Genomic DNA, 14518 nt, shown 5'->3' with positions numbered 1-14518 from the left:
CCGGCTGGGTGAATCGGGGCAGGGGCCAGTCCCCAGGGGGTGTACAGACAGCGAAGCCGGCTCTGATAAGGTGTCCTTCCCACCAGATGACGAGATGCACCGGCCAGCATGACCGTCGCTGCTCCCGCTACCACGCTCCGGAAGGCTGGATTGATCGCCGTCAGGGTTGCCGCTCTCGGCAGTAGCGCCATGATGCGGGTCTGCGACCCGATGTTGCCCGCGCTGGCGGAGGTCTTCGATGTTTCGGCATCGGCGAAGAGAGCGTCATCGATGTCCTGAGCGGTCAGCTTCACAGCGTCCCAACTGCATGTAGCGTCGGCTGAGGCTCCACTCGTCGTTCCGCTCGAGCCTTGCCGTCCGCAGTTGACGCACAAGGGGCTTGGTGTTAGATTGCTTCAATGGTTGAACCAACAAGTTTCCAGCGCTTCCCAAGGAGCCTGTGGTGACGGCGCGCACGCTCCGAGGTCGGGTCGCTGTGGTTGGCATTGGCGAGACGTCCTACTACAAGCACGGTCAGTCGCCAGATGCCGAATTCAAACTTGCCCTGAAGGCGATCCTCGCGGCCTGCACCGACGCGGGAATCGGCGCACACGAGATCGATGGCTTTGCGTCCTACAGCGACGACCGCAGCGAAGCCACACATCTGGCCTCGGCACTGGGGCTGCCACGCTTGCGATCGGCCACCATGCAATGGGGCGGCGGCGGCGGCGGTTGTTGCGCCGCGGTGGCCAATGGGGCGGCCGCCATCGCGACCGGTCAGGCGGACTGCGTGGTCGTGTTTCGTTCGCTCGCGCAGGGCCAGAGCGGCCGCTTCGGGCAGAGCACGGCCGGAGGCACCGTCAGCGGCGAGAAGTCTTACCTCGTCCCCTATGGCGTAATCTCTCCGCCGCAGCGCTTTGCGATGCGAGCGCGGCGCTACATGGAGGAGCATGGCGTGCGCCAGGAAGCGCTTCGCGCCATTGCGCTCGCCTCGTACCACCACGCTCAAAACAACCCGCGCGCCGTGATGCAGGGGAAGCCGCTTGATGCGGCCCGCTACGACGCATCGCGTTGGATCGTCGAGCCCTTTCATCTCTATGACTGCTGTATGGAAAACGACGGTGCCGCCGCCATCGTGCTGGTAGACGCAGAGCGGGCCGGTGAGTTCGCTCACAAACCGGTCTACCTTCTTGGCGCGGCTTCCGGTGCCAGTTCGAGATTTGCCACCCACGCACACAATTCGCCGGCCTACGCATCGGCAAACTTCACCACACTGGCGCCGGAGCTCTATCGCATGGCCAAGGTGTCGCCGAGCGATGTGGGCGTGGTGCAAAGCTATGAAAACTTCACCGGCGGCGTGGTCATGGCGCTGGCAGAGCACGGCTTCTTCACGCCCGCGCAGGCCAATGAGTTCCTGACGCTGGAGAACCTCATCGCCCCGGATGGTCGCCTGCCCCTGAACACCAGCGGCGGCAACCTGGCCGAGTGCTACATGCACGGCTTCGAACTGGTGCTGGAAGCGGTTCGCCAAGTGCGCGGCACATCCTGCAACCAGGCGCCGAGAAACGACGTGGCGTTGGTGATCGGAGGGCCGATGGTGGCGCCGGCGAGCGACCTGCTCCTTGGATCGGCGGCCACGCTATGACCAGTTCCACGATGAACGACTTCTACCTCCCCGAAGGCCTGCCCTCGCCAGCACCGGAGCCTGATGGCGTGTCCGCACCGTACTGGGCCGGCTTGCGTGATGGTCGCCTCCTTGTGCAGCGCTGCGCGCACTGTGGTGGTTGGCAGTTCGGCCCGGAATGGATCTGCCATCAATGCCTCGCCTTCGACCCCGCGTGGGTGGAGGTGAAGCCTTCGGGCCGCATCTACAGTTGGGAGCGCGTCTGGCACCCGGTCCATCCGGCGCTGAAGGATCGCGGGCCCTACCTGGCCGTGCTCGTGGAACTGCCAGAGGCCGGCCATGTGCGCATGGTTGGCAACTTGCTGGGCGATCCGTTGCAGGACGTCCGCGTCGGCGCTGAAGTGACCGGGGTGTTCGAGCATCACACGGACGCGACGCCCGCGTTTTCCCTCCTTCATTGGCAATGCAAGTAGGCGACGCCGACCTGGTGGTGGTGGGCGCGGGCGCCGGCGGCATGACCGCCGCTCTGGTTGCGGCCCTAGAAGGACTGCGGGTAATCCTGTGCGAGGCCTCGGACCAGGTGGGTGGAACAACGTCGACCTCCGCTGGCACGCTGTGGGTGCCCGGCAATCCGCATGGCGCGCGCGCCGGCCATGTCGACTCGGCCGAAGCTGCGACACGCTACCTCGACGCCCTGATCGGACCGGAGGATGAGCGCGGCCTGCGCCGGGCCTTTCTGGACACCGTGCCGCAGGCGCTGGACTACCTGGAGCAGCGCAGCGCCGCCGTCCGATTTGCCAGCGCCGGCAAGCACCCGGACTATCTGCCTTTCCCCGATGCGGCGGTCAGCGGGCGCGCGGTGTCGCCGCTGTCCTTCGACGGTCGCTTGCTGGGGAGCAACTTCGTGCGCATCCGACCTCCGATCGCGGAATTCATGCTGCTGGGCGGCATGATGGTCGGCAAGTCGGACATCCAGGCACTGGTTGGGCGCTGGGGAAGCTGGCCGCACTTCTTGCAAAGCGCCCGTCTGGTACTGCGCTATGCGGCAGACCGGCTGCGCTATCCACGCGGCACGCGGCTTGTCATGGGCAACGCGCTGGTCGCGCGGCTCTTCCAGAGCCTGTGCGTCGCCGGGGTGGATGTCCGCTTCAACTGGCGGCTCCAAGGCCTCGAGACCAGCGAAGGCCGGGTTGTTCATGCCAACTTCGAAACCCCGGACGGCGATCGTCGACTGTCTGCCGAGCGGGGCGTGGTGCTCGCAACCGGTGGGGTAGGGCACGGGCGCTTGCGTGGCGAATTGACTTCGGGCGGTGAGAGGATCTTCTCGCTGGCCTGTGGCACGGTGCGCGCCGAAGGGATCGAGGCCGCCAGATCCGCGGGCGCACAGCTTGAGCAACATTCCAAGGGCAACTTCTTTTGGCAGCCGGTGTCGATCGTGCCCCATCCGGGCGCGTCGTCAGGGCTCTTTCCGCATCTGTTCCTTGACCGCGCCAAGCCAGGGCTGATCGCGGTCGACCCGAGTGGCCGGCGCTTCGTGAACGAAGCAGCGTCATACCATCATTTCGTCGAAGGAATGCTGCGCTCTGTCGGAGTGCCTCCCGGCGGCAAGGCATGGCTGGTTTGTGACGCCGAATTTGTGCGGCGTTTTGGCCTGGGCGTGATTCCGCCTGGAACACGCAGCCTCCGGCGTTGGGTCTCGACGGGCTACGTCACTTGCGCGCCGACGCTGGAGGCACTTGCGGGCCGGCTTGGAATCGATGCCGATGCCTTCGCCGCGACCATCGCACGCCACAACGACTACGCCGCGAGCGGCTCGGACCTGGAGTACGCCAAGGGCAGCACGGAACTCAATCGCTTCAATGGCGATCCAGGCCAGCGGCCCAATCCATGCCTGGGTCGCATCGGCACAGCGCCTTTTTGTGCGCTGGAGATCCATGCAGCCGACGCCGCTTCGAGCGCCGGGCTGGCCACCGACAAGAACGGCGTTGTGCTCGATGCACGACGTAAGCCGATACCCGGCCTGTACGCATGCGGCAACGACGCCGCGTCGATCATGCGAGGCACGTATCCCGGGCCAGGCACAACGCTGGGGCCTGCGATGGTTTTCGGCTACCGCATTGGTCGGCATGCGAGCGCTTCTGCAAATGCCATGGGCGGGACGCAGCGGCAATTGACGACCCATTTGCAAGCCTGCGCCGACAGATCGACAGTCCTATGAGAGTCGCTCGCGCTGAGATGTCCTTTTCCGCCATCTCGCCCGCCCGCGCGGTAGACGAGATTGCCTCGCAGGTGCGTTCCATGATCGCGGATGGGCGGCTCAGGCCGGGCGATCGACTGCCTGCCGAGCGAGAACTCTCCGCGCGACTGCAGGTCAGCCGCAATACCTTGCGTGAGGCGCTACGCACGCTGGAGCATGCGGGCCTCATCGAAATGCGCAAGGGCGCGAGCGGAGGCCCGTTCGTACGACCCGGCAGCGCAGGCGTCATAGTGAACGGTCTGAGCGACCTGTATCACCTCGGCGCCATCTCGCCTCAGCAACTGACCGAGGCGCGGATCTGGCTGAGCGATCTGGTGGTCCGTGCGGCCTGCGAACGCGCCAATGACGAGGACCTTCGGGCGCTGGACGCCAACATCGAGGCGGGCGTCCAGGCCAACGATGCCGGTCGCTTCGACGAGCGGCAGAGGCTGAACCGTGAGTTCCACATCATCCTCGCGCGATCCACCCGAAACACGATCGTCGCGATCACCATGGAAAGTGTGATGGGCGTGTTCGGCCAATTCATCGAAAAGATCGGGCCGAGCGAGAACCCCTACACACTGCCGTCGCGCAGGCGATTCATGAAGTTGCTGCGTGCACGCGACTCGGAAGCCGCGGTGGCCGAAATGTCCAAGCACCTGCGTCGATTGCACGACCACTACCTGGCGCGATGGACAGAGATGGCGGCCGCCGCCTGATCGCCGCGGACTTCTTCAATTAGAACCCTCACCGCAGCGGGGTGCCCCGGTGTTCCGAGCACGGCTGCGGCGAAGGCGGAGGGACGTCGATGCGAGGGACTGCAGCCTCAGGGTTGGTACCCGAAGCTCTTGCCGGGTTCGGCACGCATGTATTCCTTGCCCCCGACCATCCAATCGCCACCCGCCGCAATGGTGATGGAGATGGCGCGTACGAGGAACAGGTCACCCGATGAGGCAGACGGTGGGCGGAACTCTTCCTTGTCGAGTCGCTTGACCGCCTCCAGCAGTACGCGGCGCGTGCGTGCGACGCCGCTGTCGCTCACGCCCAGGTTTTCTTTGGTGCGGTCGTAGATCGGCGTCACGCCAGACTGGCAGGCCGCGTCCTGCAGCCACAAGCCGGGCATGCCGGCGTTGTACTTCCTGGCGAGCTCGTCGCTGTAGCCGTAGGCATTCTCGCGGTTGTACTTGCTCCAGTAGTTGTGATACGGCGCCGTGATGGGCCGCGTCTCGAAGGCGTGCGCCGATGCGTGGCCGGTCTCCCGGCCCTTGTGGCCGTCAATGAAGAGCTGGCGCGTCTTCTCGTAGAACGGCTGCGCCGGGTGGTAGGAGAACATGATGCACAGCGTGTGCTCGTCGTCGATGGGCACCCAGGCGTGACCGCTCAGTTCGGGATAGTCGGAAAACGGCGGCACCAGCGTCCAGAACGGCATCAGGAACTGATTGACCCGGATGTAGTTCTTGTCATCGCCGATCTTGCGGCGCGAGGCGATGTGCAGACCGGCGTCATGCTGGGTGACTTCGAACTTGGGCGCCAGATCGGCAGCTTGCTTCCATTCGTCGATGGCACCGCCCGCGTCGACGCGACCATGCAGGATGGCCGCGTGCGCCGAATCGATCTCGCCTTCCAGCGCTTGCAGCCAGTTGCATTCCTGGATGCGCATGGAGACGTGGCCGTTCTCGGGCGGCACCATGTTCCATTCCATGCTGGGCAGCGGCGGTGGCTCCTTGTCGGGCCCCATGTAGGCCCACAGCATGCCGTTGCGCTCCTGCACCGGGTAGGCCTTGACCTTCACACGCTTGAGCATCGGCGTGTTTTCTGCCTCGGCGGGCATTTCCTGGCAGCTGCCGTCGACCGAGAACTTCCAGCCGTGATACACGCAACGAATGCCGCCCTGCTCGTTGCGGCCGAACACCAATGGTGCGCCGCGGTGCGGACAAGCCTGGTCGACCAGACCGACCTTTCCGTCGGAATTTCGGAAGGCCACCAGGTCCTCGCCCAGCAGTCGGACGCGGTAGGGCTGGCCATCGGGAGCCACGTTGTGCGACAGCAGAAAGGGAATCCAGTAGAGCCGCATCAGTTTGCCCATGGGGGTGCCCGCCCCAACACGCACCAGCAGTTCGTTGTCTTCGTGAGTCAGCATTGCAATTTCCTTTAAAATGGTCCAACCATTGAAGCAATTTTGCAGAAACTTTGCTAAGCTGTCTACATGAATCGCTCATTACATCAAGCAACCATCCGCGGCATGTGGCTGGAAAGCGCGTCTGTTGTGTGCCTGGACGTGGTCCCCGCCGACGGCAATCGCTGGCCCGAGTTCGCCCCTGGCTCGTACATCGATGTGCAACTGCCCGACGAAAGGGTGCGCAGCTATTCCCTGGTGGGCCGCAGTCAGGACGGGTCGGGTTACCGGATCGGTGTCAAGCGTGAGGAGGGCGGCCGCGGCGGTTCGCTGTGGCTGCACGACGCGGCGCGGTTGGGCATGCAGATGGCCATCAGCGCGCCAAAGGGCGATTTCATCCTGGTGGAAGAGGCGCCGTCGAGCATCTTCATTGCAGGCGGCATCGGCATCACGCCGCTGCTGCCCATGATGACGCGCCTCAATGAGATCGGTCGCCCGTGGGAACTGCACTACGCCGCATCGCGGCCGTCCGAGATGGCATTCAGCGGACCTGTCGAGAGCCTGGAATCCGGCGGCGGACAGGTGCACACCTACTATTCCGACGGCTCCACGCATCGCATGAATGTCGCCGCGCTGGTGGGCGAGGCGGCCGACACGGCGCACTTGTACTGCTGTGGCCCGGCGCGAATGATCGACGCCTTCGTGCAGGCCGGATCGCATCGGTCGGCGGAGACGGTGCACTTCGAGCGATTTGCTGCCGACCAGGAGGCAGCCATCGCCGGCGGCTTCACGCTGGAGCTGGCGCGCGACGGCCGCAAGCTCCCTGTGCCCGAGGGAAAGAGCGTGCTGGACGTGCTGCTCGACGCCGGTGTGGAAGTGCCCTATTCATGCGGCCAGGGTGTGTGCGGGAGCTGCCAGACCCGCGTCCTGGCTGGCGAGCCGGATCACCGTGACTGCTTCCTGACCGAAGCCGAGCGCGCCGCCAATGATTCGATGCTGGTTTGCTGCTCGGGCGCGCGTTCACCGAGTCTCGTGCTCGATCTTTGAAGGGGGCATCGACATGCCGGTACATGGAGAGATCGTCCTGGGCTTCGACCCGATGGACGAGGTCCACGCGCACTTCGAGATTCAACTTGCAACGGCCCTCGCGTGTCCGGACGATCGTTTGCTGCAGTGCATTGGCGAATTGACGGAGCACTTGAAGCATCACTTCGCCGCGGAGGATGTGTGGATGCGCGATTCGGACTTCCCGCCGGCGCAATGCCATATCGATGAACACGCTGCGGTTCTACAGTCTGCGCAAGAGGTGCTGCCGTTGGTGGCGCAGGGCCGTCTCTCGGTCGGCCGTGCCTTCGTCCGGGAGCTGGCGAACTGGTTTCCAGCCCACGCCGATCACCTGGACTCGGCGTTGGCGGCCTGGATGTCGAAGCAGCGCTTCGGCGGCAAGCCCGTTGTGATCAAGCGCGCCGCCGCCCATCACCACTGAGCAAGAACGCCAGAGGTCTCGCGCGATCCGTTTTCAATCGACCTGGAGACACACAAATGCCTTTTTCACGCCGCTCTATCCTCACAGCCGGTGCTGCTGTCGGGTACCTGCTCTGGGCCGCCAGCCCGTCTGCTGCCCAAGACAGCTATCCCTCCAAGCCCATTCGAATCGTCGTGCCGTACGCCGCAGGCGGAAGCACGGACCAACTGGCAAGGGCGATCCAGCAGCCCATGCAAGAATTCCTGAAGCAGCCCGTCGTCATCGACAACAAGGTGGGGGCGGGCGGCGCCATCGGCACTGAGAGCGTGGTCAAGTCGGCGCCCGACGGATACACGCTGGTCTTCGGCAACTCGGGCCCAAACTCCATCCTGCCTCTGCTTCGCAAGACGCCCTACGACCCATTGAAGGATCTGCGACCGATCTCCACCGTTGCGATCACGCCGATGATCCTGGCCGTGTCTGCAGGGAGTTCTGCGAAGAACCTGAAGGAGTTCATGGCCTTGGCGAAGAAGTCCGGAACCGACTGGAACTTCGGTTCGGTCGGCAACGGCTCCTTGTCGCACCTGACAGGCGAATACTTCAACGCCCTCTCGGGCCTGAAATTGCAGCACGTTCCCTACAACGGCGGCGCCCCGATGATGACGGCGTTCGCAGGTGGACAACTGCAGGCAGCGTTCGTCACTGGCCTGGACGGTGCAGCCATGGTCGCGGCAGGCCGGGTGAAATACCTGGCGGTCGGCACGCCCAAGCGCACCGATGTCGTTCCCGGGCTACCGGCCATCGCCGAAGAAGTGCCGGGTTTTCGCAGTGTGGCGTGGTTCGGCGTGCTGGCCCCGAGTGGCGTGCCCGATGCGGTGGCGGCCAAGTTGCATGAGGCAGTTGTCTTCGCAACCTCACGACCAGAGGTTCGCAAGATGTTCTCGGACCGCATGATCGAAGCGCGCAGCAGTACGCCACAAGAGCTGGACCGCATGATCCGTGACGAAATGGCCCAGTGGGGCGAAGTCGCCAAACGCTCGAACATTCGGCTGGATTGATCCCGACAGAAACCTTCTTCGCCACGACCGTTGACCTCCAAAGCGCTGTGCCATACAATTTGGTAGAACCATTGATATTGGAGTTGCGGATGAAAGCTTTGGTCGCGGTCAAACGAGTGTTGGACGCCAACGTGAAGGCTCAGGTCAAGGCAGATGGCACGGGCATGGACATCGCCAACGTCAAGATGAGCATGAACCCCTTTGACGAGATCGCCGTCGAAGAAGCGGTGCGCCTGAAGGAAAAGGGCGTGGTCACCGAGATCATCGCCGTGTCGTGCGGCGAGGCGAAGTGCCAGGAAACGCTGCGCACCGCCATGGCCATCGGCGCCGACCGCGGCATCCTGGTGGAGAGCGCCGAGGAGCTTCAGCCCCTGGCGGTGGCCAAGCTTCTCAAGGCTTTGGTAGAGAAGGAGCAGCCCCAGTTCGTCATCCTGGGCAAGCAGGCCATCGACGGCGACAACAACCAGACCGGCCAGATGCTGGCGGCGCTTGCGGACTTGCCCCAGGCCACCTTCGCCTCCAAGGTCGAAATCTCGGGGACAGACGGAAACGAGCGTGCATTGGTGACCCGCGAGGTCGATGGCGGCCTGGAGACGGTGTCCATGGCGCTGCCCGCGATCATCACCACAGACCTGCGCCTGAACGAGCCGCGCTACGTGACGCTGCCCAACATCATGAAGGCCAAGAAGAAGCAGCTGGACACCGTGACCCCCGCCGACCTGGGTGTGGACGTTGCGCCGCGCTTGAAGACCCTGAAGGTGGCCGAGCCCCCGAAGCGCGGCGCCGGCATCAAGGTGCCGGACGTGGCCGCCCTGGTCGAGAAACTGAAGAACGAAGCGAAGGTGATCTGAACATGGCTGCTCTCGTCATTGCCGAACACGACCACGCCAGCCTGAAGGCGTCGACCCTCAACACGGTGACCGCCGCGCTGGCCTGCGGCGAAGTGCATGTACTGGTAGCGGGTGCCGATGCACAAGGGGCGGCAAAAGAGGCCGCTCAGGTGGCAGGCGTCGCCAAGGTCATCCTGGCCGACTCTGCCAGCCTGGCGGACCACCTCGCCGAGAACGTGGCGGCGCAAGTGCTGGCCATCGCCCCCAACTACAGCCACATCCTGTTCCCCGCCACTGCCAACGGCAAGAACGTCGCCCCGCGCGTGGCCGCCAGGCTGGATGTAGCCCAGATCAGCGACATCACCAAGGTGGTGTCAGCTGACACGTTCGAGCGCTCCATTTACGCGGGCAACGCGATCGCCACGGTGCAAAGCAGTGATGCCACCAAGGTGATCACGGTGCGCACCACCGGCTTCGATGCCGCGGCCAAGGAGGGCGGCAGCGCCTCGGTCGAGAACGTCTCCGGTGTGGCCGACACGGGCAAGAGCACCTTCGTGGGCCGCGAAGTCACCAAGAGCGAGCGCCCCGAGCTGACAGCCGCCAAGATCATCGTCTCGGGTGGACGCGCCCTTGGCAGCAGCGAGAAGTTTCAGGAAGTGATGGCTCCCCTGGCCGACAAGTTGGGCGCGGGCCTGGCTGCCAGCCGCGCAGCGGTGGACGCGGGCTACGCACCGAACGACTGGCAGGTGGGCCAGACGGGCAAGATCGTGGCGCCGCAGTTGTACATCGCAGCGGGCATCTCGGGCGCCATCCAGCATCTCGCGGGCATGAAGGATTCGAAGGTGATCGTGGCGATCAACAAGGATCCGGAAGCGCCCATCTTCTCGGTGGCCGACTACGGCCTCGAAGCCGACCTGTTCAGCGCGATCCCCGAGCTCGCTGCCTACCTGTAGTACCCACGCCTCAAATCATGTTCGATCAATCCAGAATCAACGAGCTGCCGCTGCAGCAAGGCCCCGCTGCTCCTGCCACCGCGGTGCTGGAGGGCGTGCGGGTCATCGACTTCACGCACTTTGTCGCGGGGCCTCTTGCCACGATGACCTTGGCGGACTTCGGTGCCGACGTCATCAAGGTGGAAGCGCCCAACAAGGGGGATGACTTCCGCTATTACCCACCATCCGATCCGGAGTTGCCCGCGCAGGGCGCTCCGTATCTCTGGACCAACAGAAACAAGCGCAGCCTGGCGCTGAACATGAAATCCCCTGAGGGCCTCGAGGTCGCCAAGGCCTTGATCGAAAGTGCGGACGTTCTGGTGGAGAACTTCTCCACTGGCGTGATGGAGCGCTTCGGGCTGGACTACGAGACTTGCCGAAAGATCAATCCCCGGCTGATCTATTGCTCGGTTTCCGCATATGGCCGCACCGGTCCCTACGCCGATCGACTCGGTTTCGATCCGATCGCGCAGGCGGAGAGCGGCTTCATCTCCATGAACGGCTATTCGGACCGACAGGGCGTCCGGACCGGCTCCGCCATCATGGACATCAGCACGGCGATGACGGCCACCAACGCCATATTGCTGGCGTTGCTGGCCCGCCAACGAGACGGCAAAGGGCAGTTCGTCGAGGTCGCGTTGTTCGATACGGCCATCCTGATGACCGGCTTCGCGGCCATGCAGCACCTCACGACCGGCCATGAACCGCAGCGAAACGGAAACACGAGCCCGGATACCTGTCCTTCCGGCGTGTTCGAGTGCGAGGACACGCCCTTCTATATCAACTGCGGTAACGACGGAATCTTCGTGCGGCTGTTCGAGCAGGTTCTCGAGCGCCCCGACATTGCCCACGATCCGGTCTTGTCCAAACGCGCGAACCGTTTGCAGAGCCGCGACATGCTCTTCGGCCTGATGCAGGACGCCTTCAGCCGTCATCCCTGGAGCTACTGGCAACCGAAGCTGCGTGCAGCGGGAGTGCCGAGCGGGCAGGTGCGCACATTGGCCGAAGCGCTGGCGTCCGACGAGGCGCGCTCTCGTGATCTGGTGACTCGCATCGAACATCCGGTCAAGGGCTGGATTCCCAACATCGCGACGCCATTGCGCCTGGCCCGGACGCCCGCCCGACCCGCACGTGCAGCTCCCGCAGTGGGGGCCGACACGCAGGAGATTCTTGCCGACGTACTGCACTTCGACGAGGCGCGCATCGATGCGTTGCGGGCGGCCGGGGCATTTGGCGGCTGACGCACAAGGGACAAGAGATGACCCGCAACGTTGCCATCATCGGCACCAGTGCCATCCCGGTGGGGCGGCACCAGACCGCAGACGACGCTGAACTTCAGGTGCTCGAGCACGAGATCATGACGCGGCTCGTGATCGAGGCCGTTCACGACGCCGGCGTGGAAAAGAAGGACATCCAGAGCCTGGTGTTCACCCTCCCGAGGCCCTACACGCGGCAGAAGTATTTCCACACCTTCCTGATGGGTCAGCTCCGCCTGGCCTGTCGCGGCAACGTGATGGAGGTGATGGGCAACGGCATGACCGCGGCGCTGGCCTTTGACCAGGCTTGCAACGACATCCTGCTGGGGCGCGCCAATGTTGCGCTTGCGCTGGGGATCAACATGGAAAGTGCGGTGTCGGCCGCCGAGCACATGATGAGCAGCATGCGCACGACGGGCGACGTGGACTTCCACACCTCCGCCGGCTTCACGCCCATCGCCTGGTATGCGATGGACGCGATGCGGTATATGCACGAGCACGGCGCCACGCGCGAGCATCTTGGATCGGTTGCGGTCAAGAACCGCTTCCACGCATCGCTCAATCCATTGGCCCAGTATCGCAAGCCTGTCACTCTGGACGAGGTCGTACGGCAGCGACCCATCGTCGAACCGCTGGGGCTGTACGACGTTCCGCCGCGGGGCGACGGCGCCGCATGTCTCGTTCTCGCCAGTGAAGACGTGGCGCGCTCGCTCGGTCGACCTTACGTCCTGGTGCGTGGACGGGGCTTCTGCCATGACGGCACTCACCAGATCAGCGATGTGCCCAACGACATGATCGCGTTCGAATCCGCCCGTCAAGCTGCGGCCACCGCGTACGAGCAGGCTGGCGTGACGGCGAAGGATATCGACCTGGCGGAACTCTATGCGCCGTGCACCATCGTCGAGGTGCTGGTCAGCGAGGCGGTGGGCCTGGTCGAGCGCGGGCACGGTGCGGCGGCTGCCTTCGACGGCGAGACGCGACTGGGCGGCCGCATACCCATTTCAACGTCCGGTGGCCTGACGTCACGAGGCCATCCTGCGTACGTGACTTCTCTTTACAACTATGTCGAGTTGGCCGAGCAGCTTCGCGGCCGCGCGGGAGACCGCCAGGTCGCCAATGCGCGCCTTGGCCTTGCGACCGGTGAACTCGGGAACTACAACGCCGCCCTGATCCATGTACTGGAGGCCAAGCGATGACGCTGGAGATACTTCGCCTGGATGCCGACCGCGCCTATCCGCCTCGCGAGTCCGAATTCACCAAGACCTTCTGGTCCGACCTGGGTCAGGGGCGCTGGAGAACGACGCGCTGCAGGGCTTGCGAGCGCCAGACCTTCCCTCCGAAGCCGGTGTGTCCTCACTGCTGGTCGGCAGAGGTCGAGTGGAGCGATCTTGGCGCCCGTGGAACGCTCTATTCCTTCACGCGCATTCATGCAGCGCCGGCGGTCTTCGCCCCGGAGGCACCCTACGCGTGCGGCATCGTCGACCTCGAAGACGGCATCCGACTCGCCTGCCGGCTGGTGGAGCGCGAAGACATGCCCTTGGCCGTGGGCCAGGCGGTCGAGGTGGTGGTCCTCCAGTATCGGGACGGACCTCTCTTTGCCGCGCGGCCTTGCGCTTGAACATGCTCACGTGCGTGCCTCTCGACGCGCATGACGCTTCAGTTTCCTGACGATCTTTCGCATGCGGGCAGGAGACCCCGCAGTCACCCAAACCCAACCAGGAGTACCAAGATGTCGTTGATCAATACCACCGGTCTGACCGAAGACCAGAACATGATGCGCGAAGGGGTGCTGGACCTTCTTTCGCGGCATTTGCCATTGGACAAGATCCGCAAGATGGACGAAGCGCGCGAGTTCCCGCTCGAAGCATATGAAGCCCTTGCCGACGCCGGCTACATCGGGTTGTTCTATCCGGAAGAACTGGGTGGTACTGGCGGCTCCTACCGCGACATCGCGGTGTTCCTGGAGACCATGGGCTACCACTACACCGGCATCGCCCAAGCCATCACGACCTCGGCCGTCTACGCGGGCATGCACATCGCCAAGTTCGGAACGCCGGAAATGAAGAAGGATCTGGTGCCACGCATCATTGCCGGGAAGGCCAAGCTGGCATTGTGCATGTCCGAACCGGGGACCGGATCGGACGTTGCAGGCCTGAAGACCTTTGCGCAGCGTGAAAGCGACGACTATGTGCTCAACGGCAACAAGGTCTGGATCACTTGCGGTCACGTCGCCGACTACTTCGTCGTCATCACGCGTACCGACCGCGACGGTGCGAGTAAGCACCAGGGCATCAGCACCTTGCTGGTGGATGCCAAGGCCCCCGGCGTCACGGTGCGCCCGCTTCAAATGTTGGGCCGCCGCACTACCCATGCCAACGAGGTCTTTTTCGATAACGTCCGCGTTCCGGCCAACAATCTGTTTGGCGGGGAGGGCAAAGCCTGGAAGAACATCATGAACTGCCTGGCGCTGGAGCGCCTCGGCCTGGCCGCGATCTCTGCAGGTCACTGCTTCAAGATCACTGAGTACGCGCGTGACTATGCCAAACAGCGCATCCAGTTCGGCAAGCCGATCTCGGACTTCCAGGTGATTCAGCACAAGCTGGCCGACATGCTCATCCTGTCGGAAACCGCGCGCCAAGTGGTCTACCGCCTGGCGGACGTTCTGGATTCAGGCAGCCCTGCAGTCACCGAAGCCTCGATCGCGAAGATCGTCGCAACCGAAAACAACTTCAAGTGCGCGGACATCGGACTGCAAATCATGGGCGGCGCGGGCTACTCCATGGAGTACGACATGCAGATGTTCTTCCGCGATTCGCGTGTGGGTCCCATCGGTGGCGGAACCAACGAGATCCAACGTAACATTTTGGCCAAGCAGATGGACTTAGTGTGACTCGAGCCGGCCGCCATCACTGGCGGCGTCGCTCGGCCACGAGCAACAACGAAAAGCGGGGCCTCGGCCCCG

General features: G+C 64.1%; 14 protein-coding genes. 13 read left to right on the top strand and 1 reads right to left on the bottom strand.

Translation table 11 applies throughout. From position 1 onward, the window contains the following. The first annotated feature begins 442 nt into the window (after positions 1-442). The 4 genes from QTI68_RS09900 to QTI68_RS09885 are packed head-to-tail and all read left to right on the top strand — an operon-like array spanning position 443 to position 4558. Positions 443-1624, top strand: coding sequence for a thiolase C-terminal domain-containing protein (locus QTI68_RS09900; RefSeq protein WP_286521258.1), 1182 nt, complete (start codon positions 443-445; stop codon positions 1622-1624). A gap of 11 nt (positions 1625-1635) precedes the next feature. After that, positions 1636-2076, top strand: a complete 441-nt coding sequence (locus tag QTI68_RS09895) for a Zn-ribbon domain-containing OB-fold protein (RefSeq protein WP_286521255.1) — start codon at positions 1636-1638, stop codon at positions 2074-2076. Beyond that, on the top strand, positions 2067-3821 hold the full coding sequence (locus QTI68_RS09890; RefSeq protein WP_286521254.1) for an FAD-dependent oxidoreductase: 1755 nt from the start codon (positions 2067-2069) through the stop codon (positions 3819-3821). The genes QTI68_RS09895 and QTI68_RS09890 overlap by 10 nt, the downstream gene beginning before the upstream one ends. 17 nt (positions 3822-3838) lie before the next feature. Continuing rightward, entirely contained in the window at positions 3839-4558 is a 720-nt protein-coding gene (locus QTI68_RS09885; RefSeq protein WP_286521253.1) for a FadR/GntR family transcriptional regulator, read from the top strand. Between the two features lie 107 nt (positions 4559-4665). Here QTI68_RS09885 and QTI68_RS09880 read toward each other — a convergent pair whose 3' ends face one another. Next, positions 4666-5979 carry a Rieske 2Fe-2S domain-containing protein gene (locus QTI68_RS09880; RefSeq protein ID WP_286521251.1) on the bottom strand — a complete coding sequence of 438 codons (1314 nt, stop codon included), beginning with the start codon at positions 5977-5979 and terminating at the stop codon, positions 4666-4668. A gap of 66 nt (positions 5980-6045) precedes the next feature. Here QTI68_RS09880 and QTI68_RS09875 point away from each other — a divergent pair, with 66 nt between their 5' ends. From QTI68_RS09875 to QTI68_RS09835, 9 genes are all read left to right on the top strand, one after another. Beyond that, complete coding sequence (locus QTI68_RS09875) at positions 6046-7002, top strand: PDR/VanB family oxidoreductase (RefSeq protein WP_286521250.1); 957 nt, start codon at positions 6046-6048, stop codon at positions 7000-7002. A gap of 13 nt (positions 7003-7015) precedes the next feature. Then, a complete protein-coding gene (locus tag QTI68_RS09870; protein ID WP_286521249.1) occupies positions 7016-7441 on the top strand; it encodes a bacteriohemerythrin in 426 nt (141 codons plus the stop codon). Between the two features lie 56 nt (positions 7442-7497). Beyond that, positions 7498-8478: a Bug family tripartite tricarboxylate transporter substrate binding protein gene (locus tag QTI68_RS09865; RefSeq protein WP_286521248.1), complete on the top strand. Its 981-nt coding sequence runs from the start codon at positions 7498-7500 to the stop codon at positions 8476-8478. A gap of 89 nt (positions 8479-8567) precedes the next feature. Further along, positions 8568-9329: an electron transfer flavoprotein subunit beta/FixA family protein gene (locus QTI68_RS09860; RefSeq protein WP_286521569.1), complete on the top strand. Its 762-nt coding sequence runs from the start codon at positions 8568-8570 to the stop codon at positions 9327-9329. A 2-nt stretch (positions 9330-9331) separates the two neighbouring features. Next, on the top strand, positions 9332-10261 hold the full coding sequence (locus QTI68_RS09855) for an electron transfer flavoprotein subunit alpha/FixB family protein (RefSeq protein WP_286521247.1): 930 nt from the start codon (positions 9332-9334) through the stop codon (positions 10259-10261). A 17-nt stretch (positions 10262-10278) separates the two neighbouring features. Beyond that, the gene (locus tag QTI68_RS09850; RefSeq protein WP_286521246.1) at positions 10279-11541 is read left to right on the top strand and encodes a CaiB/BaiF CoA transferase family protein; all 1263 of its coding nucleotides are present in this window, start codon (positions 10279-10281) and stop codon (positions 11539-11541) included. 17 nt (positions 11542-11558) lie between these two features. Beyond that, positions 11559-12752 (top strand): thiolase family protein, encoded by a 1194-nt coding sequence (locus QTI68_RS09845; protein ID WP_286521245.1) that lies wholly within the window; start codon positions 11559-11561, stop codon positions 12750-12752. After that, a complete protein-coding gene (locus QTI68_RS09840; RefSeq protein WP_286521244.1) occupies positions 12749-13174 on the top strand; it encodes a Zn-ribbon domain-containing OB-fold protein in 426 nt (141 codons plus the stop codon). The genes QTI68_RS09845 and QTI68_RS09840 overlap by 4 nt, the downstream gene beginning before the upstream one ends. A 111-nt stretch (positions 13175-13285) precedes the next feature. Then, positions 13286-14446, top strand: coding sequence for an acyl-CoA dehydrogenase family protein (locus QTI68_RS09835; protein WP_286521243.1), 1161 nt, complete (start codon positions 13286-13288; stop codon positions 14444-14446). The last annotated feature ends 72 nt before the right edge of the window (positions 14447-14518 follow it).

This window comes from Variovorax sp. J31P207, assembly GCF_030316965.1.
GTDB classification, from domain to species: Bacteria; Pseudomonadota; Gammaproteobacteria; order Burkholderiales; family Burkholderiaceae_C; genus Variovorax; species Variovorax ginsengisoli_B.
Note: the sequence above shows the minus strand (reverse complement) of the source record. Positions and strands in the feature narration are given on the sequence as shown.

What these genes read in the sequence shown, in the direction of transcription:
- QTI68_RS09895 (WP_286521255.1), top strand. Translation starts at nt 1,636, where the DNA reads ATGAACGACTTCTACCTCCCCGAAGGCCTGCCCTCGCCAGCACCGGAG.
- QTI68_RS09890 (WP_286521254.1), top strand. Translation starts at nt 2,067, where the DNA reads ATGCAAGTAGGCGACGCCGACCTGGTGGTGGTGGGCGCGGGCGCCGGC.
- QTI68_RS09885 (WP_286521253.1), top strand. Translation starts at nt 3,839, where the DNA reads ATGTCCTTTTCCGCCATCTCGCCCGCCCGCGCGGTAGACGAGATTGCC.
- QTI68_RS09880 (WP_286521251.1), bottom strand. Translation starts at nt 5,979, where the DNA reads ATGCTGACTCACGAAGACAACGAACTGCTGGTGCGTGTTGGGGCGGGC.
- QTI68_RS09875 (WP_286521250.1), top strand. Translation starts at nt 6,046, where the DNA reads ATGAATCGCTCATTACATCAAGCAACCATCCGCGGCATGTGGCTGGAA.
- QTI68_RS09870 (WP_286521249.1), top strand. Translation starts at nt 7,016, where the DNA reads ATGCCGGTACATGGAGAGATCGTCCTGGGCTTCGACCCGATGGACGAG.
- QTI68_RS09865 (WP_286521248.1), top strand. Translation starts at nt 7,498, where the DNA reads ATGCCTTTTTCACGCCGCTCTATCCTCACAGCCGGTGCTGCTGTCGGG.
- QTI68_RS09860 (WP_286521569.1), top strand. Translation starts at nt 8,568, where the DNA reads ATGAAAGCTTTGGTCGCGGTCAAACGAGTGTTGGACGCCAACGTGAAG.
- QTI68_RS09855 (WP_286521247.1), top strand. Translation starts at nt 9,332, where the DNA reads ATGGCTGCTCTCGTCATTGCCGAACACGACCACGCCAGCCTGAAGGCG.
- QTI68_RS09850 (WP_286521246.1), top strand. Translation starts at nt 10,279, where the DNA reads ATGTTCGATCAATCCAGAATCAACGAGCTGCCGCTGCAGCAAGGCCCC.
- QTI68_RS09845 (WP_286521245.1), top strand. Translation starts at nt 11,559, where the DNA reads ATGACCCGCAACGTTGCCATCATCGGCACCAGTGCCATCCCGGTGGGG.
- QTI68_RS09840 (WP_286521244.1), top strand. Translation starts at nt 12,749, where the DNA reads ATGACGCTGGAGATACTTCGCCTGGATGCCGACCGCGCCTATCCGCCT.
- QTI68_RS09835 (WP_286521243.1), top strand. Translation starts at nt 13,286, where the DNA reads ATGTCGTTGATCAATACCACCGGTCTGACCGAAGACCAGAACATGATG.